Source organism: Corynebacterium kroppenstedtii DSM 44385, from assembly GCF_000023145.1.
In the GTDB taxonomy this organism is placed as follows: Bacteria; Actinomycetota; Actinomycetes; order Mycobacteriales; family Mycobacteriaceae; genus Corynebacterium; species Corynebacterium kroppenstedtii.
Genome location: NC_012704.1, coordinates 1,070,242 through 1,096,835, shown reverse-complemented (window position 1 = coordinate 1,096,835; position 26,594 = coordinate 1,070,242). Strand labels below are relative to the sequence as shown.

19 protein-coding genes and 1 pseudogene are annotated in these 26,594 nt (G+C 57.4%); 19 read left to right on the top strand and 1 reads right to left on the bottom strand.

Features of this window, described 5'->3' with window-relative positions:
• Positions 1–299 precede the first annotated feature (299 nt).
• The 6 genes and pseudogenes from CKROP_RS04535 to hisG all read left to right on the top strand — a co-directional run bounded on the left by CKROP_RS04535 (position 300) and on the right by hisG (position 8,498).
• Complete coding sequence (locus tag CKROP_RS04535) at positions 300–1,127, top strand: undecaprenyl-diphosphate phosphatase (RefSeq protein ID WP_041629290.1); 828 nt, start codon at positions 300–302, stop codon at positions 1,125–1,127.
• A 34-nt stretch (positions 1,128–1,161) separates the two neighbouring features.
• A pseudogene (gene mshC, locus CKROP_RS04530) lies at positions 1,162–2,352 on the top strand (cysteine--1-D-myo-inosityl 2-amino-2-deoxy-alpha-D-glucopyranoside ligase); the annotation flags it as partial.
• 445 nt (positions 2,353–2,797) lie between these two features.
• Positions 2,798–6,460, top strand: a complete 3,663-nt coding sequence (gene metH, locus CKROP_RS04525) for a methionine synthase (protein ID WP_041628812.1) — start codon at positions 2,798–2,800, stop codon at positions 6,458–6,460.
• A 98-nt stretch (positions 6,461–6,558) separates the two neighbouring features.
• Positions 6,559–7,248 carry an HAD family hydrolase gene (locus tag CKROP_RS04520; protein ID WP_041628811.1) on the top strand — a complete coding sequence of 230 codons (690 nt, stop codon included), beginning with the start codon at positions 6,559–6,561 and terminating at the stop codon, positions 7,246–7,248.
• A 41-nt stretch (positions 7,249–7,289) separates the two neighbouring features.
• On the top strand, positions 7,290–7,553 hold the full coding sequence (locus CKROP_RS04515) for a phosphoribosyl-ATP diphosphatase (protein WP_041629288.1): 264 nt from the start codon (positions 7,290–7,292) through the stop codon (positions 7,551–7,553).
• Between the two features lie 90 nt (positions 7,554–7,643).
• On the top strand, positions 7,644–8,498 hold the full coding sequence (hisG, locus tag CKROP_RS04510; RefSeq protein ID WP_012731557.1) for an ATP phosphoribosyltransferase: 855 nt from the start codon (positions 7,644–7,646) through the stop codon (positions 8,496–8,498).
• Positions 8,499–8,543: 45 nt separating this feature from the next.
• On the opposite strand, the gene CKROP_RS04505 is transcribed toward hisG, so the two are convergent.
• On the bottom strand, positions 8,544–9,356 hold the full coding sequence (locus CKROP_RS04505) for a RecB family exonuclease (protein WP_012731556.1): 813 nt from the start codon (positions 9,354–9,356) through the stop codon (positions 8,544–8,546).
• A 114-nt stretch (positions 9,357–9,470) separates the two neighbouring features.
• Between CKROP_RS04505 and CKROP_RS04500 the strand changes: the two genes are divergently transcribed.
• From CKROP_RS04500 to CKROP_RS04440, 13 genes are all read left to right on the top strand, one after another.
• A complete protein-coding gene (locus tag CKROP_RS04500) occupies positions 9,471–10,307 on the top strand; it encodes a tRNA (adenine-N1)-methyltransferase (protein WP_012731555.1) in 837 nt (278 codons plus the stop codon).
• A 152-nt stretch (positions 10,308–10,459) separates the two neighbouring features.
• Positions 10,460–12,178: a proteasome ATPase gene (gene arc / locus CKROP_RS04495; RefSeq protein WP_041628810.1), complete on the top strand. Its 1,719-nt coding sequence runs from the start codon at positions 10,460–10,462 to the stop codon at positions 12,176–12,178.
• Complete coding sequence (gene dop / locus CKROP_RS04490; protein ID WP_012731553.1) at positions 12,168–13,730, top strand: depupylase/deamidase Dop; 1,563 nt, start codon at positions 12,168–12,170, stop codon at positions 13,728–13,730. The genes arc and dop overlap by 11 nt, the downstream gene beginning before the upstream one ends.
• A gap of 117 nt (positions 13,731–13,847) precedes the next feature.
• A complete protein-coding gene (locus CKROP_RS04485) occupies positions 13,848–14,036 on the top strand; it encodes a ubiquitin-like protein Pup (protein ID WP_012731552.1) in 189 nt (62 codons plus the stop codon).
• A complete protein-coding gene (gene pafA, locus CKROP_RS04480; RefSeq protein ID WP_012731551.1) occupies positions 14,033–15,466 on the top strand; it encodes a Pup--protein ligase in 1,434 nt (477 codons plus the stop codon). Before CKROP_RS04485 ends, pafA begins: the two co-directional genes overlap by 4 nt.
• Positions 15,467–15,484: 18 nt before the next feature.
• Positions 15,485–17,569 carry a WYL domain-containing transcriptional regulator gene (locus CKROP_RS04475; RefSeq protein ID WP_012731550.1) on the top strand — a complete coding sequence of 695 codons (2,085 nt, stop codon included), beginning with the start codon at positions 15,485–15,487 and terminating at the stop codon, positions 17,567–17,569.
• An 84-nt stretch (positions 17,570–17,653) separates the two neighbouring features.
• On the top strand, positions 17,654–17,929 hold the full coding sequence (gene tatA, locus CKROP_RS04470) for a Sec-independent protein translocase subunit TatA (RefSeq protein WP_012731549.1): 276 nt from the start codon (positions 17,654–17,656) through the stop codon (positions 17,927–17,929).
• A gap of 228 nt (positions 17,930–18,157) precedes the next feature.
• A complete protein-coding gene (gene tatC / locus CKROP_RS04465) occupies positions 18,158–19,402 on the top strand; it encodes a twin-arginine translocase subunit TatC (RefSeq protein ID WP_012731548.1) in 1,245 nt (414 codons plus the stop codon).
• A gap of 104 nt (positions 19,403–19,506) precedes the next feature.
• A complete protein-coding gene (locus CKROP_RS04460) occupies positions 19,507–22,371 on the top strand; it encodes a DEAD/DEAH box helicase (RefSeq protein WP_012731547.1) in 2,865 nt (954 codons plus the stop codon).
• Positions 22,372–22,407: 36 nt separating this feature from the next.
• Positions 22,408–23,643: a M24 family metallopeptidase gene (locus CKROP_RS04455; RefSeq protein ID WP_148209637.1), complete on the top strand. Its 1,236-nt coding sequence runs from the start codon at positions 22,408–22,410 to the stop codon at positions 23,641–23,643.
• Between the two features lie 13 nt (positions 23,644–23,656).
• Positions 23,657–24,970, top strand: coding sequence for a bifunctional cobalt-precorrin-7 (C(5))-methyltransferase/cobalt-precorrin-6B (C(15))-methyltransferase (locus CKROP_RS04450; RefSeq protein ID WP_012731545.1), 1,314 nt, complete (start codon positions 23,657–23,659; stop codon positions 24,968–24,970).
• 54 nt (positions 24,971–25,024) lie between these two features.
• Positions 25,025–25,801, top strand: coding sequence for a precorrin-4 C(11)-methyltransferase (gene cobM / locus CKROP_RS04445; protein ID WP_041628809.1), 777 nt, complete (start codon positions 25,025–25,027; stop codon positions 25,799–25,801).
• Positions 25,802–25,863: 62 nt separating this feature from the next.
• On the top strand, positions 25,864–26,586 hold the full coding sequence (locus tag CKROP_RS04440; RefSeq protein WP_041628808.1) for a cobalt-precorrin-6A reductase: 723 nt from the start codon (positions 25,864–25,866) through the stop codon (positions 26,584–26,586).
• Positions 26,587–26,594: the final 8 nt, after the last annotated feature.

Below are 26,594 nucleotides of genomic sequence, written 5' to 3'. Positions count from 1 at the left end.
TACTTGCCGTGTCTCTATCCATTTCCGGGCTCCTGGTCCGGGCTACACGACAGGTAGTTTCTATGGCCAATTCGGCACTCACCTCTGTTTCAGGGGTAGTTCACGACGCGTTCACGCACCTACATCAACTCCATCAGGCTCACGGTTTTCTTGGATCAGTGGCGGGAAGGATCCACGAAACCGCATCCTCATTAGCGCAGTCGCCAGCCTCGTGGCTGAGCCAGACGGGCACATCAGCCCACGCTGCTACCCATGCCCATGTGGCCACTGATCTCGCAGCCGCCGGTACCGAGACCCACATGAGTTGGATACAAACGATCATCCTGTCGATCATCCAGGGCCTCACAGAGTTCTTGCCTGTGTCATCGTCGGGCCACCTCCGGATCGTGTCCCAACTTCTGTGGAACCAAGATGCAGGTGCCTCATTCACTGCCGTCGTTCAGTTGGGGACAGAAGCGGCAGTGTTGGTGTTTTTTGCCAAGGACATTTGGCGCATCATCACCGGATGGTTCGCTGGCCTGATGGATAAAACCAAGCGCGGGGCCGACTACCGCATGGGGTGGATGGTGATTGTAGGCACCATTCCCGTGGGAATTATTGGATACGTCCTCAAAGACTTCATCCGCGACAATTTCCGCAATTTGTGGCTCACCGCCGCGGTGCTCATCCTGTTCTCGTTCGTGTTCATTTGGGCCGAACGGGTAGGTCGTCACACGCGGACGGAGAAAGACTTGACCATGCGCGACGCCATCATCATGGGGTTCGCTCAATGCCTTGCGCTCATTCCGGGCGTCTCTCGTTCGGGTGGCACCGTGTCCGCGGGGCTCTTCCTTAACCAGGATCGCGAGGCAGCGACGCGTTTTTCATTCTTGCTAGCTATCCCTGCCGTCCTGGCTTCCGGGCTTTTCTCCCTGCCTGATGCTTTTCACCCCACCGACGGGCAAATCGCTTCCGGCCCGCAGCTGTTGGTGGGCACGTTAATCGCGTTTGCGCTGGGCTACGTCTCTATTGCGTGGTTGCTCAAGTTCGTCGCAAATAATTCATTTGCCTGGTTTGCTGCGTACCGCATCCCGGTGGGGATTATCGTGATGATTCTCCTGGCTACGGGCGTGATGGCAGCCGCCTAAGCCATATCGCCAGGGGGGCCGTAGACTAAGGCTCATGCAGTCGTGGCAAAAACCCCTTGTTGCTGATTTCCGTTCCGTCGTCGGGGAGGACCAACCGGTTCCTCTCCACATGTGGGATACGGCATCCCGTGAAGTCACCCCTCTCACACCGTCCGACGAGGCGACGGTGTATGTCTGCGGAATCACTCCTTATGATTCGACGCACTTGGGTCATGCTGCCACGTACGTCACCTTTGATGTTTTGAATAGGCAGTTATTGGCGAATGGCCACCGCGTGAACTTCGTGCAAAATGTCACCGACGTGGACGATCCGCTGTTCGAGCGAGCCCAACGCGACGGGGTCGATTGGCAGGAGCTGGGGGAGGAGCAAACCGATCTGTTCCGCCAGGATATGGCCAACCTTGGGGTGATCCCACCAACGTCATATATCGGCGCAGTTGAGGCCATTCCCGATGTCATCGACATGGTGAGCACGTTGCTGGACAACGGGTCTGCCTATGTTGTGGACGATCCCACATATCCGGATGTCTATGCCGATCGAACGGCAACCCCGCAATTTGGTTATGAGTCGCGGTACGACGAAGCCACGATGGAGCAATTCTTTGCGGAAAGAGGTGGCGATCCAGACCGCCCGGGGAAGCGAGATCCGTTAGATTCCTTGCTGTGGCGCGCAGAGCGCCCCGGTGAACCAGCGTGGGATTCGCCCTTTGGGCGCGGACGGCCCGGCTGGCATATTGAGTGCGCCGCTATTGCAGCGCGGTATTTGGGCAGCCATTTTGATGTCCAAGGAGGGGGAGAAGACCTCATTTTCCCTCACCACGAATACTCCGCAGCTCACGTGGAAGCGGCATGCGGCGTGGAGCGCATGGCTGACCATTACATGCACACCGGACTTATTGCTCTCGGCGGCGTCAAGATGAGCAAGTCGTTGGGCAATCTTGTGTTTGTATCCAGGTTGTGTAATGCCGGAACTGATCCGTCGTCCATTCGTTTAGCCCTCTACGCCGGGCATTATCGTGATCAGCGCAACTGGTCGGATGCTCTTTTGGCTGCCGCTTCACGACGTTTAGCTCTGTGGCGCACTGCCGTCGAGACTGTTCATGCTCACAACGACGCTGATTCTGAGGCGCGAGCCCGTCGATTAGTCGACGACGTTCGCCAGGCTCTCGCAACTGATCTGGACACGCCAGCTGCTGTCGATCTCGTCGACGAATGGGCGGGCAGTATCGTCGACAAGGAAAAGATTTGGGATCTGCCTGGTGTTGACGGGAAGAACGCCCATGAGTCCCTCTCGGTACCCGTTCCCTGTGCGGCTCCAGCGACGGATGACAAGCTCAGTGTTGCTCAGGGGAAGATCACGATTCTCGACGACGGGAAAGATAGCGAAGCGGATGCCAAGTCTGTGGAGCTCGCGTCGGCAACGGCGGGTACCCAGCGGTGCGGGGCCCACTCGCATGCGTCGGGGGAGCTTACGGTAGACCTGTTGCCCGCCCCCCATCAGCGCGGCGACGCCCCTTCCGCTTTGTATTCTCATCTCTCGCCCGCTGCAGCGTTGGTCGCCGGGTGTGTTGATGCTCTACTGGGGCTAAAACTTTAGGTCACCGACGGATTTGGTCGAGCACCCCAATAGTAGACTAAGCTGTCTATCTGTGAATGATGAGCGTCAACCTTTGAATCCTAAGAAATCCGAGTTTCTCCAGGCCCTCCATGACCGGGTGCTGATCGGTGACGGAGCCATGGGGACGCAACTTCAAGCCATTGACCTTGACTTGGATGCAGATTTCCACGGGCTCGAGGGATGCAACGAAATTCTCAACATCACCCGCCCCGATATCTTGGCCGACATTCACCGCCGATACTTTGAGGCGGGGGCCGATGCCGTCGAAACAAATACCTTCGGCTGCAACCTCCCCAATTTTGCCGATTACGGCATTGAAGATCGCATCGAGGAAATTGCCTACGCCGGCACCCAGATCGCTCGATCGGTTGCTGATGACATGGGGCCTGGCCGCGAAGGCATGAAACGCTTCGTTCTTGGATCATTAGGTCCGGGAACAAAGCTTCCTACTCTCGGGAATGCTCCGTTCTCAGACCTTCGCGATGCGTACACGGAAGCAGCCCACGGATTAGTCCGCGGTGGGGCAGACGCCATCCTGATTGAGACCGCACAAGATCTCTTGCAAGTCAAAGCCGCGGTACACGGCGTCCAGCAAGCTTTCGACGATTACGGGACCACCTTACCGATCATGTGCCACGTGACGGTAGAAACCACCGGCACGATGCTGCTGGGTTCAGAAATCGGTGCAGCCCTCACCGCCCTGGAACGCCTGGGCATTGACGTCATCGGGATGAACTGTGCAACCGGCCCCGACGAGATGAATGAGCACCTGCGGTACTTATCCGCCCATGCGCCCATGCCGGTATCAGTCATGCCGAACGCTGGCTTGCCGGAGCTCGGAGCTAACGGAGCTGTCTATCCTTTGACTCCCGACGAACTTGCCGCGGCAAGTGTCCACTTCGTGCGTGATTATGGGCTCTCCATGGTCGGCGGCTGTTGCGGGACAACCCCGGAGCACATAACAGCCGTTCGCGACGCCGTGATCGGTTCGCCAGACTCACAAGAGGACGCCTCGGAGTCTCCCGCCGTCACACGCCCGGCGCGCCACCACGACTTCGACGATAACGTTTCATCCCTATATTCAACCGTGCCGCTGACTCAGGACACGGGGATCACCATGATTGGGGAGCGGACGAACTCCAACGGTTCCAAGGCTTTCCGCACGGCGATGCTCGAGGGCGACTGGAATAAGTGCCTGGATATCGCGAAGGCACAGACTCGCGACGGTGCCCACATGATTGATCTGTGCGTGGACTATGTGGGCCGTGATGGCACCCAAGACATGGCCGAGCTCGCGAGCCGTTTGGCGACGAACTCGACGCTGCCGATCATGTTGGACTCGACGGAGCCCGATGTTATCCGCATGGGCCTTGAGCACCTTGGTGGCCGGTGCGCGGTCAACTCGGTGAATTTTGAGGACGGTGACGGCCCCGGGTCGCGCTATGACCGGATCATGACGCTGGTCAAGAAGCATGGCGCGGCGGTCGTGGCTCTCACTATCGACGAAGAGGGGCAGGCACGAACGGCGGAGAAGAAAGTCGAGATCGCTGAACGCCTTATTGCGGACATCACCACGCGCTGGGGCCTGCGCGAAAGCGACATCATCGTCGATTGCCTGACGTTCCCGATTTCGACCGGCCAAGTAGAAACCCGCCGCGATGGTATCGAAACGATCAACGCCATTCGCGAAATCACCTCGCGTCACCCCGACATCCACACCACGCTGGGGCTGTCGAATATTTCGTTCGGCCTTAACCCGGCCGCCCGCCAAGTCCTGAATTCGGTCTTTCTGAACGAATGTATCGAGGCCGGACTGGATACGGCCATTGCTCACTCCAGCAAGATCGTACCGATGAACCGCATCGACGACGATCAACGCGACGTCGCCCTGGACATGGTTTATGACCGTCGCGGAACGGAAGGACGAGGCGGAACCGCCGACGAAGATTACGATCCGCTGCAAACCTTCATGGAGTTATTCCAAGGCGTGTCCGCCGCCGACGCCAAGGACGCACGGGCAGAAGCCCTGCAGGCGCTGCCGCTCTTTAAGCGGCTGGCACAGCGCATCATCGACGGCGAAAAGAACGGACTTGAAGCTGATCTCGATCTCGCCCGCGATGAAAAAGACCCCCTCGAGATCATCAACCAAGATCTCCTCGCAGGGATGAAAGTCGTCGGAGACCTCTTCGGCTCCGGGCAGATGCAGCTCCCCTTCGTGCTGCAATCAGCTGAAACGATGAAAGCCGCCGTATCCCACCTTGAACAATTCATGGAAGCCACCGATGACTCCGCCTCCAAAGGCAAAATCATCCTGGCCACGGTCAAAGGAGATGTTCACGATATCGGGAAAAATCTCGTGGACATTATCTTGTCCAATAACGGCTACGACGTGGTTAACCTGGGCATCAAACAACCCATTTCCAACATTCTCCACGCAGCATCCGAGCACCAGGCTGACGTCATCGGCATGTCCGGACTCCTGGTGAAGTCGACGGTCGTCATGAAAGACAACCTCCTCGAGATGAACTCCGCCGGCGCCGCCAACTACCCCGTCCTCCTCGGCGGAGCAGCGCTGACACGCACTTACGTCGAAAATGACCTCGACGAGCTCTACCAGGGCGATGTCCACTATGCGCGTGACGCTTTCGAAGGCCTCAACTTGATGGATCAGATCATGTCCATGAAGCGCGGTTCACAGCGAGAACTCACCGAGGAACAAATCGCCGCCGCCACCCGCGCACAAAAGAAGAAAGAAGAAAGGAAAGCCAGGCACGAACGCTCACGGAAAATCGCGGCCAAACGGAAAGCAGAAAGCGCCCCGGCGGTCATCCCTGATCGCTCCGACGTCGCCACCGATACCCCCATCGCAACCCCACCATTCTGGGGCACACGGATAGTCAAAGGCCTCCCCGTCAGAGACTATCTCACCTGCCTCGACGAACGCGCCCTCTTCATGGGCCAATGGGGACTACGCGGAACACGCGGCGGCGACGGCCCCTCCTACGACGAACTCGTCGAAACCGAAGGACGCCCACGGCTCAGAGCATGGATCAACGACCTCAAAGCAGAAGGAATCCTCAACCACTCTGCCGTCGTCTACGGCTACTTCCCGGCCGTCTCAGAAGGCAACACCGTGCACATCCTGCCCGTACCCAACGAGGCAGAAGAACCAGATCCCACGGCGCAACCCGTAACATCATTCGAGTTCCCACGCCAACAACGCGGACGGTTCCTCTGCATCGCAGACTTCATCCGCTCACGCGACGAAGCACAACGCACCGGGCACACCGACGTCTTCCCACTTCAGCTCGTCACCATGGGGCAATCCATCGCGGACAAAGCCAACGTCCTCTTCAAAGACAACCACTACCGCGAATACCTCGAACTCCACGGCATCGGCGTCCAACTCACTGAAGCCCTCGCCGAATACTGGCACTCCCGCGTCCGAGCCGAACTCGCCTTCGCCGACGGCACCCACGCCGGCGACGACGACGGCACCGAAGACCGGGCATTCTTCGACCTCAAATACCGAGGAGCACGCTACTCCTTCGGCTACGGATCATGCCCCGACCTGGAATCGCGCCGGGCGTTGGTGGACCTTTTGCGTCCTGAGCGGATTGGTGTTGAGTTGTCTGAGGAGCTGCAATTGCACCCTGAGCAGTCAACTGATGCATTCGTGCTCTATCACCCGGAGGCAAAGTATTTCAATGTCTAATTCGTTGCCGTGACCGTGACCGTCGTGAAAGCCACACGACGCGCCAGTGCGTGAACTCCTCGCGCCGTGGTGCGATGCCACTCCGTACACTGTGTTGCATGCGTGCGATTGCTTGGGACATGGATGGAACCCTTGTCGATACTGAACCGCGGTGGGGGATAGCCACCTATGAGATGGCCACGTTGATGGGCGTAGACCTCACACCCGAACAACGAGCGGTCACCGTCGGCGGAACTGCGGAACACACCATTTCAACGTGCCTGGAATTCGCTGGGCAGACTCCGAATCCGGAGCTCATTGACACCTGGAAGACGTGGTTTTTTGCGCGGATGGGCGAGATTCTTTCCGAGGGGTTCGACTTTCGGCCCGGTTTTCCCGCGCTCTTGCACGATATTCACGACGCGGGTATTCCCCAGGCACTAGTCACCAACACGGCCCGCGCATTGGTGGACCACTGTTTACCCGTTATCGGCGACGGTTTTTTCGCCACGTCGGTAGCCGGGGACGAAGTTCCTCGCGGAAAGCCCTATCCCGACGGATACGCGCGGGCATGCGACCTAATGGACGTCAATCCCAACGACGTCCTCGTCGTTGAAGACTCACCTACAGGAATGTCTGCAGCTCGTGCGGCAGGATGCCGTGTCCTCGGTGTTCCGGTGGAGCCTGGCTTAGAACTGCCCGAGGGGATAAAAACCCTCCACGAACTACGCGGAGTGACCAGTTTTGCTCCCCGCGATGGGCATCCGTGGAGGATTGACGATTTCCAAGAGCTATGGAACGAACTCTAGATGTGCATACGCCACGACGAGCATATGAAAGAATGACGACTGTGAAGAATTTTGATGAGCTTTTCGCTGAAATCACCGACCGCGCACAACAGCGCCCCGAAGACTCAGGAACTGTTGAAGCCTTGGACAAGGGCCTCCACTTCCTTGGGAAGAAAGTTGTCGAGGAAGCAGGCGAAGTATGGTTAGCCGCTGAATATCAGTCAGACGAGGAACTGTCCGAGGAAATCAGCCAATTGCTCTATTGGCTACAGGTTGTCGCTGTTAAACGTGGTCTGTCCCTGGACGATATTTACCGGTATCTGTAGTCCTTCTACGTACAGCTATTCAGCAACCACAGCGCCCCCGGTTCGCCCCATTGTCCATCTTCTCTTTCTTGCCTTCAGGAGTTTTATTCCATGCTTCGCGTCGCCGTTCCTAACAAGGGTTCTCTGTCTCAGACTGCTACCCACATTTTGGAGGAGGCGGGCTACAGGATGCGCCGAGACTCCAAAGACCTCACGTCATGGGATGAGCAAAATGACGTGGAGTTTTTCTTCCTCCGCCCCAAAGATATCGCGATCTACGTCGCTAAAGGTCACCTTGACTTGGGAATTACCGGCCGCGACTTAGCTGCGGATTCTGCTGCGAACGGGGTAGATGAACTCCTCGCTCTTGGTTTCGGTGCGTCGACCTTCCGCTACGCGGCACCCGAGAATGAGGAGTGGAATCTCAACAAGATTGAGGGAAAGCGCATTGCGACGAGTTACCCACATTTGGTCAGTGCTGACCTCGCAAAGCGGGGCATCCAGGCCGACGTTATCCGGTTGGATGGGGCAGTCGAGATTTCTATTCGTCTCGGCGTAGCTGACATCATCGCCGATGTTGTCTCGACGGGACGGACGTTGCGTCAACAGGGGTTGTCGCCGTTCGGGGACGTGATTTGCACGTCCGAGGCGATCATTGTCGGCCGGCACAATCAGCCGGTCACCGATGAACACCAGATCCTGTTGCGACGGATTGAGGGCATTCTGCACGCGAAGAATTACCTCATGATTGATTACAACTGCCCGAAGTCGCTTCTGGCTGAGGCTACCAAGCTCACACCTGGCTTATCTGCGCCCACTGTTTCACCACTTGCCGACGACGACTGGGTCGCTGTCCGCGCGATGGCTCCGCGCAAAGACGCAAACCAGCTTATGGACCGGTTATCGGCATTGGGCGCTGAAGCAATTTTGGCAACGGATATTCGTATTGCCCGCCTTACTCGGTAAAAACGCGCCTATGTGGCTCGGTGATCACACGCACACCGCGGGATGCTAGTTCCGTGCGTTGTCAGGCCACCCCGGATAGGGCAGTTCCGTTCCACCTTTGGCGGGACAAAGAGACTGAAAAGAGCACCAATCGCACAGTTTGGATTCTTTAGGCAGAAACCGGCCAGTCTTGCCATCGCGGGTAATTTTCGACCACAGGTCGCCAACGTCCCGTTCGAAGTACTCCAGCTCGACTTGGGAGGGAGCCAGGTACATCGAATCCATCACCTTGAGATACATGAGGCGCAGTTGCGTCGGGATGATATTGAATAAACGCCAGTACACAAGCGCATAAAACCGCATTTGAAACACTGCCTGCTGGCTAAAACGCGGGATGGGTTTCTTGCCAGTTTTGTAATCGACCACGCGGATTTCTCCCGTCGGAGCGACATCGACACGGTCAATGAACCCTCGTACGGGAACGCCATTAGGCAGCGTGGTGTCCACCAACATTTCGCACTCGTCAGCGTCGAAGTTTTCGGGATTTTCCATAGCGAAGTACCCCTTCAAGAGAGACCGGCATTCGACCAAGAAGGGGAGGAGCTTGTCCTCAGGAACAAGCTCCCGCAGATCCGGATCTTTCTCAACCATGAGCGCCCACTGCGGTTTGAGCATTTTGGTGGCTTTGGGATACGTGCGCTCTGGACGTGGCTGACCGTACATATTCTCTAGCACGGCATGCACTAAAGTCCCCTTGACCTGCGCAATCGTCTTCGGCTCAGGAAGCCGATCAATGGCACGATACCGGTACAGCAGAGGGCACTGCCGGTAATCTCCTGCCCGGGAAGGGGATAAAGCCATACGACGTCGAGCACTCATGATCCATGACCCTAGCGCATGACCGTCGTCACCCATGCACCCCGTAGACTATCCGTGAGCTACCGTGAGACTGCTAACACAACCGTTATTTCTTTTCGTGAAGGAGCTTGGTAAATGGCCTATACGGGTGTCTTTCGCCCCGGAGATCGCGTTCAACTTACCGACGCGAAGCGTCGTCATTTCACCATTGAGCTGGCCGAGGGGGAGAGATTCTTCACGCACATGGGGGCCATTGCTCACGACGACATCATCGGTAAGGACGAAGGAACGGTGGTTGTTTCTACCGAAGGTGGGCAATATTTATGTTTCCGCCACCTGATGGTGGACTATGTCCTGTCCATGCCTCGTGGAGCGCAAGTTATTTATCCCAAAGACGCTGCACAAATCGTGATTGAGGGGGACATCTTCCCCGGTGCCCGAGTCCTTGAAGCAGGTGCTGGTTCGGGGGCGCTCACCCTGTCCCTTCTTCGCGCTGTCGGGGAGCGCGGGACGGTGTTCTCGTATGAAATTCGCGACGACCACCTGAAGTATGCGTTGTCGAATGTCTCCGAATTCATGGGTTCGACGCCGGATAATTGGCAGCCTCGGCTCGGCGATCTTCGCGACGTGACCGTCGATGACCTCGATGGCCCCGTCGATCGGATCATTCTGGATATGTTGGAGCCGTGGGAGTGCTTGGAAACCTGCCAAAATCTGCTCCTGCCTGGTGGGGTGTTGATGGCTTATGTAGCGACAGTTCCTCAATTGATGAAGGTCATGGAGGGAATTCGGGCCCGCGGATGCTTCACGGAACCTCGCGCGTGGGAATCGTTGGTTCGCGAATGGAAGGTCGATGGGCTAGCTACTCGCCCTGAACATCGCATGAATGCGCACACAGCATTCCTGGTATGGGCGCGTCGTCTGGCTGATGGCACTGTTCCACCCAAGCCCAAGCGTCGCCCCCAAAAGTAGTTATCTCAGAGGTATCTGTCTCGGAAAATGGCACGCGATGAGGGTGGATGACGAGGTCATCAATCCAGGTGAGCCTGGGCTTAGCATTCGTCCTCAAAGAGGTTAGAACCGACACCGGTATGGAGCTTGATCGTCTTTGTAGACTGGTAGTTATGACGACAGCTTCACAACAAACCTCATCCCACAGCACGGCATCGAGTACCTCGCGAAAGGGCAACAATAATGACGCGACCCCGTCGCTGAAAGAATTACAATTAGCCAATCGGACTTTAGGTACACGAAACGCCAAACTCGTCGAGATGCTGAAGGCATCACGCGACAAATTAGACGCTCTTAATGAACAAATCCGGGCATTGTCCGATCCGCCGAGTACGTACGGCACTCTCCTCGAACTCAATCCCGGTGGGCACTCCGCCGAAGTTTTTACGTCTAATCGACGGATGCGTTTAGTGGTTGCTCCCGGGGTGGATACCTCGCAGTTAACGCCCGGCGCGCTTGTTCGGCTCGGGGAGGGGCAGGAAGTCGTCGAGCATTGTGGTTTCAGCGATTTCGGCGATATCGCTGTAGTTAAGGAGTTTCTCCCCGGCGGCTCGAGGGTCGTCGTCGCCGATACGATGGGCGATTTGCGCGTCCTCAAGATTGCGGCGCCACTCTACGAGTTGTGGTCGCAGAAGAACGTCGGCGCGGGGGATCAGGTCCTCGTTGATTACCGGGCGGGCTACGCCTTCGAATCCATCCCGAAGGCCGACGTCGAAAATCTTATTTTGGAAGAGATCCCCGAGGTGTCCTATGAGGACATTGGGGGTCTGCATAACCAAATTGAGATGATTCATGACGCTGTTGAGCTGCCCTTCACTCATCCTGACTTGTATCGTAAGTTTGATCTTCAGCCGCCGAAGGGTGTCTTGCTTTATGGCCCGCCTGGCTGCGGAAAAACGTTGATTGCCAAGGCTGTGGCCCATTCGTTAGCGGAAAAAATGGGGAGTGGAGGAGAGAGTTACTTCCTGAACATTAAGGGTCCGGAGCTGCTCAATAAGTTTGTGGGCGAAACGGAGCGGCAGATTCGGCAGATTTTCGACCGTGCTCGATCGATTGCTGAGGACGGGCGGCCGGTCATCGTGTTCTTCGATGAAATGGATGCGATCTTTAGGACTCGTGGCTCGGGTATTTCCTCCGACCTGGAAAACACCGTTGTTCCACAGCTTCTGTCTGAAATCGACGGGGTTGAGGACTTGCGCAATGTCATTGTTATTGGTGCCTCTAACCGTGAGGAAATGATCGATCCGGCTATTCTTCGGCCGGGTCGATTGGATGTGAAGATCCGCGTTGAGCGTCCCGATGAAAAATCGGCGCGGGAAATCGCAGAGCTGTATCTTGTGGATACGCTTCCGCTGGATCCGGCCCTGGTTGAGGAAACTGGAGACCGGCATGCTGCTGTGGCTGCGCTGATCGATGAGCTCAGTAGTCGAATGTATGCGCAGCACTCGGATAATGAATTTGTTGAGCTCACTTTCGTGGATGGTAGCCGCGAGGTGCTCTATTACCGTGACTTCGCCTCTGGCGCGATGATTGCCAATATCGTCGACCGTGCAAAGAAGAATGCGCTGAAACGAGCGTTAGCGTCGGGGCAGCCTGATAATCATGGTGTCTCGCTCGAGGATGTCAGAACGGCAGTTGACCAGGAGTTCGCTGAAAATGATGATCTCCCCAACACCGCTAATCCCGACGAATGGGCACGGATCTCGGGGCGGACAGGCCAGCGTGTCACAGAGGTAACGGTGGCGCACCATAACCGGAAGACCACAACCGAGACAGAGGCGACCGAGCCAGAAGGTACCGATTCGGGCAAAGGACATACCGATGCTTCATAACCAACCCAGAGTGATAGGGACAGAAACCGAATTCGGGATTTCGTGCCCCGAGAACCCCGCAGTCAGCCCTATTTTGACATCGACGGCCGCTGTTATGTCGTATGCCGACGCGCTGGGGCTGGGTGCTCGGCGGACGCGCTGGGATTATGAGCCTGAATCGCCTCTTCGTGACGCGCGCGGATTCGATCTTCGCCGATACGCTATGAATCACGCGCCCGTGTTGGAACCCAATGCCATGGGAGCGGCCAATATCATCCTTCGCAATGGCGCACGGTTCTATGTGGATCACGCCCACCCGGAGTATTCATCCCCCGAGGTCACAGATGCGTTGTCGGCGGTGATCTGGGATAAAGCCGGAGAGATCATTATGCACCGGGCTGCGCGTGCTGCTACGCAGGCCGGCATCGGGCAAGATCAGGAGCATTGGGATCTCAAGACATACAAGAACAATGTGGATGGCAAGGGTGCCTCATACGGAACCCATGAGAACTACCTGTATCGCCGCGACACGGATATGGCCACGATTGAACAAGGACTGATCCCTTTCTTCGTGACGCGCCAGATTATGACTGGAGCTGGTCGCGTCGGCCTTGGGCAGCAGGGGGATACTGCCGGATTCCAAATTTCGCAGCGTGCTGACTACATCGAAACCAAGGTATCGCTCGAGACCACGCTGAACCGGGGCATCATCAACACCCGCGATGAGCCCCACTCCAATGCCGACGAATGGAAACGCCTCCACGTCATCATTGGGGACGCCAACCTGTCCGAGTATTCACAGTTCCTCAAGGTTGGCACCACGTCACTTGTTCTCGACGCCATCGAAGCCGGGGTTGATTTCTCTGACCTCGCCCTCGAATCACCGGTCGACGATGTCTATCGCGTCTCACGCGACCTCACGTGTACGGCGACCCTGCGCGGGGAGGATCGAAAGACTGAGCGCACAGCCATCGACATTCAGCGTATCTACCGGGATCGGGTGATCGATGCCGCTGATCGCGGGGTCATCAGCCTGAGCGACGTCGAAAAGAAAGTGATAGAAGTCTGGGGCGAGATCCTTGATGACTTAGAGTCCGACCCCTTGTCGACGGCTGATCGTCTCGATTGGACGGCGAAATATGCGCTGCTCGATGGTTTTCGACAGCGCGGGACAGGGGAGTGGGATGATCCTCGGCTGGCCCTCATTGATTTGCAATACAGCGATTGTGATCCTGAGAAGGGGCTTTATTACGCCCTGGTTCGACGGGGGAAGATCCGGACACTCGTTGACCCCGACGATGTGACGGCAGCGATCGACACGCCGCCCACCGATACACGGGCTTGGCTCAGAGGACGATTGGTGGACCGTTTTTCCAGTGAGGTTATCGCGGCGAACTGGGATAATCTCATCGTCACGCCAACTCACCCGCAACGGATCGAGCTGAGCTCACCGACGGCCGCCAACGCCACCGCGACCTACGACATCACTGAGAGCGCAAAGAGCGTCGATGATGTGACGCGTTATCTCACGTCGTCAGGTGTCTGCGATGTCACGCCGCTCCCGAGTCCATAATCTGTGAGTCATAGGCAGTTCTAGACCACTCATACGCGATAAGGTTATAACGGGCACTGAGATCGTCAGATTACAATGAATCACACATAGTGAGAACACTTAAGAAGGCTTTTAAGCATGGAAAAATCATCGCAGATTCACGGCTCCAAGCCCGGCGACGACAACGCCGATGAACCCGAGAACGCCGCCGGCCAGTCACAGATTAGGAAACAAGGTGCCGACGACCTTCTTGACGAAATCGACGGATTACTGGAATCGAACGCAGAAGAATTCGTTCGTTCCTACGTTCAAAAGGGTGGACAGTGAGCGCTGACAAAGCCGTTTTCACCCGCCGAATCATGGGAATCGAAACCGAATTCGGGATTACCTGTACCCATGACGGAGCACAAGCAGTCGCTCCCGACGACATTGCGCGTCAGCTATTTCGACCGATCGTCGACCGCTTCCGTAGCTCCAACATCTACACGCTCAACGGCGGGCGCCTATATCTCGACGTCGGTTCGCACCCTGAGTACGCCACTCCTGAGTGCGACAGCCTCAATCAACTGCTCATCTATGATCGGGCTGGGGAAGTAACGCTTAACCGGCTCGCTGACCAGGCAGAACACGCCCTCGCCGACCAACACATTGAGGGCACGGTCCATCTAATGAAGAACAACACCGATTCGCTCGGGAATTCATACGGGTGTCACGAAAATTACCTTGTGGGCCGGGCGATTCTTCTGAAGAAGCTGGGGCAGGAGTTCATCCCGTTCCTCATTACTCGGCAATTAATCTGCGGCGCCGGGCACATTGCGCGGCCTCATTCGCGGTTTTCCGACGGGGACACCACCCCTGTGTATCAGCTGAGCCAGCGTGCTGACCACGTGTGGGAAGGGGTGTCGTCGGCGACAACCCGTTCACGCCCCATCATCAATACCCGCGATGAGCCTCACGCTGATTCCGAAATGTACCGACGTCTCCACGTCATCGTCGGGGACTCGTCCATGTCGGAGACAACTGCTGCTCTTAAAATCGGGTCAGCGCTCCTCGTCCTCGAGATGCTTGAAGCTGGTTGCTCTTTCGACGAGTGGGAAATCGCCAACCCATCAAAAACTATTCGCGATATCAGTCGTGATCTCACCGGACGGGCAGAAGTTCCGCTTCGGTCGGGACGGATAAGCTGCGCTCTTGAGATCCAGCAGGCTTTCGCTGAGAAAGCTCAGCAGTGGCTGGACGAGCGCCCCGAGGAGCAGCATGGCACACCCAATGCCGACATGCAGCGCGTCGTCGACTTGTGGAAGAAAGTGCTCGCGGCCATTGATTCTGGGGACACCTCGTCGATTGAGGCGGATATTGACTGGGTGATCAAGAAGAACATTATCGACCGATACCAGGACAAGTTCGGCTGGGACCTTACCCATCCGAAACTGCAACAGATCGACTACGCGTATCACGATATCCGGCCTGGTAAAGGTATTTTCCGGACTCTTGAAGAGCGCGGCCGTGTCTCGCGGTGGCTGGACGGTGCGGATTCATCTATCACCGATGCGGCTGATACACCGCCGCAGACCACACGAGCGAAAATGCGGGGAGATTTTCTCCGTGTTGCTCAGGAGAACGATGCCGATGTATCTGTCGATTGGACGCGGCTGAAAATTAACCGCCCAGAGCCCCACGACATTGCGCTCCTCGACCCCTTTGCCGCGCACGATTCGCGGGCCGATGACATGATCAGTTCGATTCTTGACCGATAAGGTACGAGGCGATTAGCCATGACTCCACCGAGTGACCGCTCTCAGACCAGCTCGACGTCCCGACGCAACCAAGCCACCTACGAGCGGCTCATCAACCTTGTGCTGGCACTCAAGGATTCCTCCCAGCCTCTCAATGGTAAGTGGCTTATCGAGCATGTCAGCGGTTATGAGGATGGATCACCGGAATCGTGCCGGCGGAAGCTCAACCGCGACATTGCCCAACTCCGTGATCTCGGGTTCGATATCGACGCCACCGATGACGGTTATCTGATGGACTTCACCCAAACTGTCGACGTCCACTTCACTCAAGACGAGATGGGAGTCATCGCCCTCGCCAGCCAATTCGCTCTATCCGGGGACCTTGCCGCATTGGGGCGACGGGCCTGGGTCAAACTTTCGGCGGCGGGATCACTCGGGACAGTAGCCCCGATACATGGCGTACCGGACAGTACCGACCTCACGGGGCCTGATTTTTCCACGTTACTGCGGGCTATCACGGAGTCAACCGTCGTTAATTTCCTGTACTATCCGTCGATCGAAGACGAGCCCTCGCTGCGCACTGTTGAGCCTTGGGCACTCGTTCCTGAGAGTGGACGGTGGTACCTCGCCTGCTTTGACCGTGACCGCGAGAAGCCACGTAGCTTCCGGCTCGCTCGAATTAACTCCATTCAGGAAACCGACACCCCGGCTACTCACACTGATCAACGGGCAGCCATTGCTCCTAGTGAGCTCGTCCGGTCACAGCTTCACCGTGATGGTGGTGGTCAATCTACGCACGCTGTGATCAGCGTGTCACCAGATAACAGCGGGCGAATTATTGAGCTTTTGCGCTCTCACAACCTTCATCCGGAGAAACGCACTGACACGCGCTGGGTCATTAGTGATGATGACGCGGGGCAGTTGCGGTCGTGTGCCCTCGCAGAAACACCGGAAATCGTGATCGAGGAGCCTCAAGACTACCGGGTCACCATCGCGAACCAATTGAAATCCCTGATCACGGGGATAAAAAGCTCCGCCGAGTGGACGCCACCGTCGAGTGTGCCCGCGCTCGACGAGACCGACCATTCCGTCGACGCGCCAGCTGCGGTGAGTATTGCGGATCAGCACCACACGGAACTATTACGTCTCCTCACGATCGTTCCTTATCTTCGGCAGCATCCCGGGGTCACTCTCTTTGAAGCAGCGCATGACCTGACGATGTCGCCGACACAGCTGAAAAACGATATCACCACACTCACGTTCTGTGGCCTCCCTGGATTATCCAGCGGGGACTTGATCGACATCGACGCCGATCCCCGGCACATCTCGTTGTGGGCGGATCAAGGCCTGACCGCGCCGGTGGGGCTCACTATGGAAGAGGCCAGCGCGGTCCTCATGGCGTTGGAGACTATTGACTCTATTCCGGGGATTGCCGACGCCGACGTCATTCATCGCACCGAAGACAAGCTAAGAACGATGGCCGGCAATCATGCCGACGCCATTGCCCGCGCAACACAAGGCGGTGGAAATTCGCTGGTCAACGACCTTGCCGACGCTGTAAACACGCGCACAACCATCGCCATCGCGTATGCCGATTCCCTCGGTGATGCGGAGGCAACACCACGTCTCGTCGATCCGCTCTCGATTATGGTCGTCGATGGAGTGAGCTATCTCCGAGGACTATCCCTGACTGGCGCGCACGACCACGCAGACGCGGGGGACAACCAGTCCACGGGCGAGGCCCAAGCTCAAGACAAGAGGATCCGACACTTCCGCATCGACCGAATCCAATCACTGGAGCAACGGGAACCGTCGACACTGAGTGCTAAAAAGCTGGACCGATTACGCTCCACCCTTAATCCGCTTGACCCCTTCGGTTTTCGGGAAAGCCCGCATTGGGCTCGAGTGTGGGTCGCACCTGAGGCGCGATGGGTTGTCGACTATGAACATGTATGGCCTGTGTCCGAATTCAAAGGCGGGCTTATTATCGACGTCCCCGGGCGTCCCGAGTGGATTCACAGCTTCATACTTAGGCACGGGGGATCGATCATTCCCCTTGAGCCCACGGACCTGCGCGATTCCGTCAGAGACCGTGCAGAAAACGGATTACTCCGGTATCGTTAGGCACCGTCCAGTCGCGCCCGCGCATCGACAAAGCTGCGGGGGTGGCTTCTGCGTTACTCACCGACACGTCGTAAGGTGTACACCATGGCTAACCTAGGGTTTCCAGAACTCGTTCTCATCGCAGTCGTCATACTCGTCCTCTTTGGATGGAAGAAACTTCCTGACGCTGCGCGTTCAGTTGGTCGTTCCATGCGCATCTTCAAATCTGAAGTCTCAGAAATGAAGAACGATGGCGCAGAGGCAGAGAAGACCTCGGCCGCATCGACCAAGACTGATGAGATCACCTCAGTATCGTCAACCGACACGCCTCAGCCAACGGTGACGGTGGAGTCCAAGGACGAAAAGAAGCATCCCGCCTAAAGGCACACAACAGTATTGTCATAACACTGTCACGTTTTGTTCTCTGTAGATGTTTTCTACAGCTGTTCCCACTAGCTGGAGCATGAGAGAACCGTGTTCTCCTCACAGTGACCGCCACCGCCGGGTGCATCCGCCACACAAAGAGAGTGGCCGTCGTGCTCATAACGACGGAATCAATGCATCTCGGCGCGAACACTCGTGGCCAGAAGCACGGGAGAACAGCCGCTCGTGACTCAATCAACGTCGGTAAGCAAGGGTGGACGCGTGTCTCGCAAAGCCAAGAAGAATCCAGATGGAACCATGTCCATCGTCGATCACTTGCGCGAACTCCGTACACGGCTATTGCGGGCTCTCGCAGCCATTGCCGTCACAACAATCATCGGATTTATCTGGTACGAACACGGCATCCCGGCCTGGGCCATCGGACCCCTCCACGTGCCACGGCTCCCTAGTCTCGGCGAGATTCTCAAAGAACCGTACTGTTCGTTACCCCCGTCGGCCCGTGCAACGTTTTCTGCGGATAACGAGTGCCGTCTTCTCGCCACGAGTCCTTTCGAAATGTTCATGCTTCGTATGAAGATGGGCGGATTGGCCGGACTTGTCATGGCGTGCCCCATCTGGCTTATCGAAATATGGCGGTTTATCACCCCGGGACTTTTAAAAAACGAGCGACGCTGGACGCTATCCGTCGGAACCATAGCCGGATTCCTTTTCGTCTTGGGCGTTGTTGCTGCCTACCTCGTCCTTCCCATGGGCTTAGATGTTCTGCTTCATTTGGGCGATAGCACTCAGATTTCCGCACTGACCGGTGAAAAGTACTTCAACTTCGTTATCGCACTGATTCTCGTATTCGGATTGAGCTTCGAAGTACCACTCTTTACTGCCATGCTTAACCTTGCAGGGGTTGTGCATTATGAGCAGCTCAAGGACAAGCGGCGAATCATGATTGTCGTGATCTTCATCTTCGCTGCTATTGCCACGCCAGGGCAGGATCCGATCTCCATGCTGGTCCTCGCCCTCACGCTGGTTGTTCTGATGGAGCTAGCCCTCCAATTCACTCGAATCCATGACCGCCGCGCTGCCCGCCACGTGTCCGAGTGGGAGGGACTGAGTGACGACGAAGCCTCCCCGCTCAAAGTTGCTCCTTCATCCATTCCCGCAGCAGAGTCGATTTACGACGGGGACCACAAAGGTATCGCCGGCGGGGGAGATGCCCACCCCGCGGGAGGATCAGGGCCTATACCAAAGCCTTCGCCTGTGACAGCTCCAACGCGAGCCCCGTCGGCTAGTGAATCGCCCACACCGACGCCGAGCCCTGCACCGTCTGACTCGCCGACTTCAGGCTCACACCACGCTCCACCAGCAGCAGTGCTCCGTCGAGGCCCACGTTCGTGGAACGATTCCACTGGAGACAACGACGGTAAGCCCGGCCAGGACACAATCCAATCCAGCAGTTTCGACGACGTCCTCTAACGGCTACATTGTGCACACGACCATCGTGGGCACGCAGCGACCGCACAACAACACAAACCACAACCGACACCACAATGAACAACTGACCATCAACAAGGAGAAGTGTGACCGAAGCGTCAGCCGAGGACCTTCCTATTTTCCACCGCTTTGCCCACCAGCACGATTTCCCATTCGACCAATTCCAAATTGACGGATGCCACGCCATCGAACGCGGCCGCGGAGTACTCGTCAGCGCACCAACAGGCTCCGGAAAAACAATCGTCGGAGAATTTGCCGTATTTCTCGCACTAGAAACAGGCAAACGCTGCTTCTACACCACGCCGATCAAGGCACTGTCGAACCAGAAATACAACGATCTCCGCGCCACCTACGGAGATGATCGCGTGGGCCTCATGACCGGGGATGTCTCCATCAATAGGGACGCCGACGTCATCGTCATGACCACTGAGGTCCTGCGGAACATGATCTACGCCGACGCAGACTCCTTGGACAACCTCTCCCACGTCGTGATGGATGAGGTTCACTACCTTGCCGACCCAGAGCGTGGCCCAGTATGGGAAGAAATCATCCTCAACTTAGACGAGTCGGTATCCATCGTCGCCCTCTCCGCCACCGTCTCCAATATCGAACAATTCGGCGAGTGGATAAAAATGACCCGCGGCGACACCAACATCATCGTCTGGGAACACCGCCCCGTCCCGCTTCACCAATACATGCTGGTAGGAAACTCCATAATCCCGCTATTTTCGCAAGACAATGACGACGCTACGCAGGAACTATCAGCACCGATCAACCCAGAACTAGTCTCACGATGCGCGACAGCGGAACGCCGGAGTAACGGCCGACGTAAACGCCCACACCGCCCAGCCGTAATCGGGCAGCTGCAAGCAGCATCCATGCTCCCGGCGATCATCTTCATCTTCTCCCGAGCCGGCTGCGAAGGAGCGCTAGCCCAGTGCTACACAGCACGAGTACAACTCACCACGCGCGACGAAGCACGCGAAATCCTCTCCATTATCGACGCCGACACCGCTGACATCCCTCAAGAAGACTTGGACCTCATGGGGTTCCGCCGGTGGCGCACCAACCTCTCGCGGGGAATTGCAGCACACCACGCAGGAATGCTGCCCGCCTTCAGACACATCGTCGAAAAACTATTCGTGCGCGGCCTGCTCAAAGTCGTCTTCGCCACAGAAACACTGGCTCTCGGGATCAACATGCCGGCCCGCACCGTCGTCCTCGAATCACTCGTCAAATTCAACGGCGAAGCCCACGTTGACCTCACCCCCGCCCAATACACCCAGCTCACCGGCCGCGCCGGGCGTCGTGGCATCGACGTGTTGGGAAACGCCGTGGTGTTATGGCAGCCGTCGATGGATCCAGAAGCTGTCGCCGGGTTGGCGTCGACACGAACTTACCCGCTGATTTCGACGTTCCGGCCCGGCTACAACATGTCCGTCAATCTGCTCAATACGCTGGGGGTTGAGAAATCACACCGCCTGTTGGAGCGATCATTTGCCCAATTCTTGGCGAATGAGGACGTGGTTGCTCGTGCTCATGAGCGACGCGCTCACCAGCGTCACGCGGATTCTCAGCATGATGAGCTTCTGGAGCTCCTTGGGCACCGATCCGAAAATAAACTGCCAGAATACGTCGCTATCCGCAGAAACCTCTCCCATGAAGAGAAGAAAACCCAGGCGGAAAACCGGAAAGAGCGTTTTAAGGAAATCTCTCGTTGTCTCGGTTCGCTCACCGTGGGTGACGTGATCGCGCTTCCCGAAGGCCGCAACCCGGCACTGGCTGTGTGCGTCAGAGCCGCTGGGGCAGGTAAGGGGTCTAAGGAGAAGCACCGCCACGATTCGTCGCGACACTACCGCGGCCGCCGTCGACACCATGACCGTGAAACCCCAGATACGGATAGTCAGGATCCACGGCCGATGGTGATCACGGAAGATGGGCGAGTGGGTCAACTTCATGCAGATGAGCTAGGCAATGTGCCCATGACAGTGGGGCGGATGCGTCTTCCTCGAGATGTGTCTCGTCACCCCAAGCGGGCGCGCTCACTTGTCCGCTCTGAGTTCCGTCGACAATCTTTCCATCGGCCTCGGTCTCTCAAGCCCAAGGCCCGCGTGAGAAAGAATGCGACGATCAAGTCGTTGAGGAAAGAGCTGCGTGCTCACCCAGTGCACAAGTGGGAGAATCGGGAAGAACTCGTCCGCGCCTATGCCCGTTTAGCGAGCACGCGGGAGAAAATAGCAGATCAATCGGACACACAGTCGGGTTCGGGCGCGTCCGGAAGAGTGCTCGATGCGGATACGCTGGTCTCTACGTTCGATCGGATGATCGCGCTGCTGCGTGAGATGGACTACGTGGATCCGTCCATCGACGACGAACCCGGCGCGGTGGCCTCCAGGGACGAGGCCCAGGAAGGCTCCGATGATGCCCATGACTTGTCGTTAACTGAAGAAGGCCTGCGTCTGGCACGTATTCACAATCAGTCGGATTTGCTCATTGCCCAATGCTTGCGACGGAAGATTTGGGATGACTTGGACCCCGCTGAGCTCGCAGGGGTGGTGAGCACCTGCGTCTTCGAGAACCGTAAGTCGGTTCCAGGAGACGTTGAGGTCCCGACGCAGCCGTTGGCCACGGCGATAGAGAACACTGAGCGTCTCTGGGAGGAGATCGTTACCGATGAAGAGCGTCATCATCTCCCCATGACCAGGCCTATTGAAACCGAGCTGGCCACGGCAATGCATCAGTGGACGGCCGGCGCGCCTTTGTCATATTGTGTTCAAGCCGCCGCGGCGAACGGTACGTCTTTAACACCAGGTGATTTCGTCCGGTCATGTCGGCAAGTTATCGACGTCCTTAATCAAATTAAAACAGCAGGCTATTCCAACGATATTCGCGCACATGCTCGGCAAGCGGTGGAGGCCATGCGTCGAGGCGTCGTTGCCATGGGGAGCTAAGCGCGATCACCGAAAATGCCTAGTAGTGTCTTAGATATGACTCAATCGACTTCGCAAACGACAAACGACGTTTCCGCAGACGACAATTCATCGAGCGACGTGGCTGGTTCTCCAGCAGCGCAGTCGAGCACGAGCGGCGAGCATGATCGTGACGCGGCCTTCGCCAGCCGCCTCGAGCGTGCCCGCCGGTTGGTGAAGGACAACCAGCTGGAGGGCCTCGTTTTCGACTCAGGCGTCGAACTGGAGTATTTCATCGGGACGCCCTTGTTTTCACATGAGCGCCTAACCGCTCTAGTCATTACGCAAGACCGTGCCGTTCTGGTGGCTCCGGCCGTTGAGCGCGGAGAAATTGAGGACAGTTACGTTCCCCGGTCTGAGGTCACCGTCGACTATTGGGTCGATGGACAAGATCCTCATGACCTGGTTATTAATGTGCTGACATCGAGCAATCCCAAGAATGGCGAAGGGGAGGCCCCGTCGGGGACAGTGGGTGTCGGCTCGACGATGACTGCTGATCATCTTCTCCCTCTACAGGATCGCGGCTATCGCTGGATACTGGCCGGGCCCGTGCTTCGCGAATTGTTGATGAGGAAAGACGCCTACGAGATTGAGCAGCTCACCGCCGCGGGCCAGGCCATCGACCGGGTTCACGCAGCAGTTCCGGGCCTGCTCCGCGACGGCCGTACTGAGCGTGATGTCGCTCGCGATATCGAAAAACTCATCCTCAAAGAGCACCAAGCCGTCGATTTCATCATCGTCGGATCGGGGCCAAATGGCGCGAATCCGCACCATGAGTACTCCGACCGCATCATTTCTGCGGGCGACGTCGTGGTTGTCGATATCGGCGGAACGCTCAACGGCTATCACTCGGATTGCACACGCACATATGTTGTGGGCGAGCCCACCGAGAAGCAGCAAGAAATCTACGATGTCCTCCAGCAGGCGCAGAAGGAAGCCGTGTCAGCGGCGAAGCCCGGTGTATCCGCTGCACAGATTGATGCCATTGCCAGGAATGTCATTGCTGAGGCGGGATATGGCGACAACTTCATTCACCGGACCGGCCACGGTATTGGCCTCTCCACCCACGAGGAACCGTTTATCGTGACGGGCAATGAATTGATCCTGGAACCCGGAATGGCGTTTTCCGTGGAGCCCGGGATTTACCTGGAAGGCGAGTGGGGTGCCCGTATCGAGGATATTCTGATCATTACCGACGACGGTGCCACGTCAGTCAATAACCAAACGCATGATCTCGTCCGGACTGAGAAATAGTGAGCGCACTGTCATGACAAGCTCACCTCTACGGGCGGTAGATACCCCGCCACGCGACGGCGACGATTCAGATTCGCCCCTATCCGGCACCAACCAGCACCGACGTAACCCATTATTGGGGCACGACGGCAGTGGGTGGATCATCGTCGTCGGCATTGGGGCCGATGGGATGGACGGCATAGGCGAGCGCGCCCACCGGGCCATCACGAGCGCTGATGTCGTGGTCGGATCCTGGCGGCAGCTTCAACTCGTTCCGGATAATTGTCAGGCAACGAAGAAGCCGTGGCCGTCACCGTTGGTTCCGCACATCGCGGAATTGTTCGACTCCCTCGCGGATCGTCGGGTTGTGGTCCTGGCCAGCGGCGACCCGATGTTTTTCGGCATCGGCACGACGCTGGCGCGGATCCTCGGGCCCGATGCGTTCACTGTGATCCCGGCAGTATCGTCGGCAAGTTTGGCATGTGCGCGTTTAGGGTGGGGGCTTAATACAACACCTGTCGTGAGCCTTTTGACCAAGCCCGTCGAAATACTCGGCCCACTATGCGACGACGGAATCCCTTTCCTCGTCCTGTGCCGCGATAGCCATTCGCCGGCGGATATCTGCGACTACCTGTGCTCGCATGGGCTGGGTGATGCACGGGTTGATCTGCTGTCAGATTTGGGGTCGTCACATGAGACTCATACGGTCTCTACGGCGCGTCAGCCTGAGGCGCTCGATGCCCAGTCGAACTTATGCATTGTGGCAGTCACGCCCACGGAAGTTGGGCTCAGTCGTGCACCCGGTAGACCGGATGAGACCTACGCGAATGATGGCCAATTAACTAAGTCCGACATTCGCGCGCTGACCTTGGCTGCCCTAGCACCGCATCCGGGAGAGATTCTTTGGGATATCGGTGGGGGATCGGGTTCGGTCAGCGTCGAATGGTGCCGGCTCGCGCGGGGTGCAGAGTCCTATGTGATTGAGCATGTCCATGAGAGAGCTGCACGGATTACGACAAACTCGCTGGGCTACCCGGTCACTGTCGTGCACGGGAAGGCACCCGAAGCTCTTGACGATTTACCGTTCCCCGACGCGGTGTTCATCGGCGGGGGACTGACGCACCCCGGTGTCGTCGACCGTGCTTGGGAGGCGTTGCGCCCCGGTGGGCGGTTCGTCGCCAACGCTGTCACGGTGGAGTCGGAGCAGATGGTGCTCCAGCTTCAGGAAAAGTGGGGTGGCTCGTTAACGCGCTTTGAGGTTTCTCATCATTCAGCCTTGGGGTCGTTCCATGCGTGGCGGCCCGCCCTTCCGATTATTCGTTTCGTAACAACAAAACCGGTGGTGTAGGGCGCAGCGGTGCTTCCGCTGGCGAATCACTACCGGTTGAAAAGGTGTGTTCTCATGACTGTTTATTTCATTGGTGCCGGGCCCGGCGCGGCTGACCTGCTCACCCTGCGGGCGGATGCGTTGATCCGGCGTTGCGAGGTGTGCCTCTACGCTGGTTCGATCGTCCCGCCTGAGGTTCTGGAGCATTGCCCCGAGGGTGCCGATGTTATTAACACTGCCCGGATGCCTCTGGATGCCATCGTGGAGACCATCGCGAAGGCCGATAGTGAGGGCAAGGACGTTGCTCGGTTGCAATCGGGAGATCCTTCGCTCTGGTCTGCTCTGGCCGAACAGGCGCGTCGCCTCGTGGAGCGGAATATTGACTATGAAATCGTTCCGGGGGTTCCGGCTTTTTCTGCCGCGGCCGCGTCATTAGGCCATGAGCTAACCGTTCCCACCATTGGGCAGTCGGTGATCTTGACGAGGATCTCGGGGCGCGCATCATCCATGCCGGAGGGGGAGTCGTTGCCGGAATTGGGCTCACATGGTGCGACGATGTGTATTCATCTTGCGGCACACGACGCCCAGCGCATCAGTGATGAACTCACCCCATCGTATGGTGCCGACTGCCCGGTGGCTGTTGTTGCGTTCGCGTCTCGTCCGAATGAGCGTGTTCTTCGCACGGCGCTCGGCAAACTTCCTGACGATATTGCCGCGGAAGGTATCACGCGGACCGCGGTCATTATCGTGGGGCAGACGTTGGCCGCAGATGAGTTCCCCGATAGCTTCCTTTATTCTGACGATCGACCCCGCGACGCCCACGGACGTACCATCCCCTGTAGCCACGACTAAACCGGCACCGAGCCGTCGGAGTAGATTCCGGCTCAATGACTGTTAAGGACACTTCTTCACCTATGCGCGCTCTCATACTTGGTGGAACCGCTGAAGCCCGAGAACTCGCTACTCTTTTAGTCAATAAAGGGTGGCATATCACGACGTCGTTAGCTGGGCGAGTGAAACATCCACGACTTCCCGCGGGGGAGGTCCGTATCGGCGGTTTCGGCGGGCCATCCGGTCTGGCACGGTGGATACTCGACGAAAAAGTTGACGTTATTGTCGACGCCACGCACCCCTTTGCCGAGCGCATTAGTACCTCCGCTTATGAGGCAGCTCGTGCGACGCACGTTCCCTTGTTGGCGCTTCATCGCCCCGCCTGGGAGGAGCAGCCGGGGGATCGGTGGATTCACGTTTCCACCATGCGTGAGGCAGCGCTGAAGGCTCAGCGTTTCGCTCATGTTTTTCTGACGATCGGCCGGCAGCAACTCGCTCCTTTTGCCGACGACACTGATAACCTCTACGTCATCCGCAGCGTCGAACGACCGTCGGCGCCGTTGCCCGCCCGCCACCGCATTATTCTTGACCGCGGGCCCTTCAGCCTCTCCTCGGAGAAGAAGACGCTCATTGACAACCAAATCGATGTTGTCGTCACCAAGAACTCCGGGGGATCAACCTATCCCAAACTTGAGGCCGCACGGAGCCTTAATATTCCCGTCATTATCGTTGATCGGCCACCACTGCCGGCCTCATGGGTGGTGACCTCAGCGGATGAAGCCGTCAAAGCGCTCAATCATCTTTGATGCCCCTG

Excerpts from the sequence above, each read along its gene's own strand:
- CKROP_RS04535 (WP_041629290.1), top strand. The coding sequence starts at position 300 with ATGAGTTGGATACAAACGATCATCCTGTCGATCATCCAGGGCCTCACA.
- CKROP_RS04520 (WP_041628811.1), top strand. The coding sequence starts at position 6,559 with ATGCGTGCGATTGCTTGGGACATGGATGGAACCCTTGTCGATACTGAA.
- hisG (WP_012731557.1), top strand. The coding sequence starts at position 7,644 with ATGCTTCGCGTCGCCGTTCCTAACAAGGGTTCTCTGTCTCAGACTGCT.
- CKROP_RS04505 (WP_012731556.1), bottom strand. The coding sequence starts at position 9,356 with ATGAGTGCTCGACGTCGTATGGCTTTATCCCCTTCCCGGGCAGGAGAT.
- CKROP_RS04500 (WP_012731555.1), top strand. The coding sequence starts at position 9,471 with ATGGCCTATACGGGTGTCTTTCGCCCCGGAGATCGCGTTCAACTTACC.
- arc (WP_041628810.1), top strand. The coding sequence starts at position 10,460 with ATGACGACAGCTTCACAACAAACCTCATCCCACAGCACGGCATCGAGT.
- dop (WP_012731553.1), top strand. The coding sequence starts at position 12,168 with ATGCTTCATAACCAACCCAGAGTGATAGGGACAGAAACCGAATTCGGG.
- CKROP_RS04485 (WP_012731552.1), top strand. The coding sequence starts at position 13,848 with ATGGAAAAATCATCGCAGATTCACGGCTCCAAGCCCGGCGACGACAAC.
- CKROP_RS04475 (WP_012731550.1), top strand. The coding sequence starts at position 15,485 with ATGACTCCACCGAGTGACCGCTCTCAGACCAGCTCGACGTCCCGACGC.
- tatA (WP_012731549.1), top strand. The coding sequence starts at position 17,654 with ATGGCTAACCTAGGGTTTCCAGAACTCGTTCTCATCGCAGTCGTCATA.
- CKROP_RS04455 (WP_148209637.1), top strand. The coding sequence starts at position 22,408 with ATGACTCAATCGACTTCGCAAACGACAAACGACGTTTCCGCAGACGAC.
- CKROP_RS04450 (WP_012731545.1), top strand. The coding sequence starts at position 23,657 with ATGACAAGCTCACCTCTACGGGCGGTAGATACCCCGCCACGCGACGGC.
- cobM (WP_041628809.1), top strand. The coding sequence starts at position 25,025 with ATGACTGTTTATTTCATTGGTGCCGGGCCCGGCGCGGCTGACCTGCTC.
- CKROP_RS04440 (WP_041628808.1), top strand. The coding sequence starts at position 25,864 with ATGCGCGCTCTCATACTTGGTGGAACCGCTGAAGCCCGAGAACTCGCT.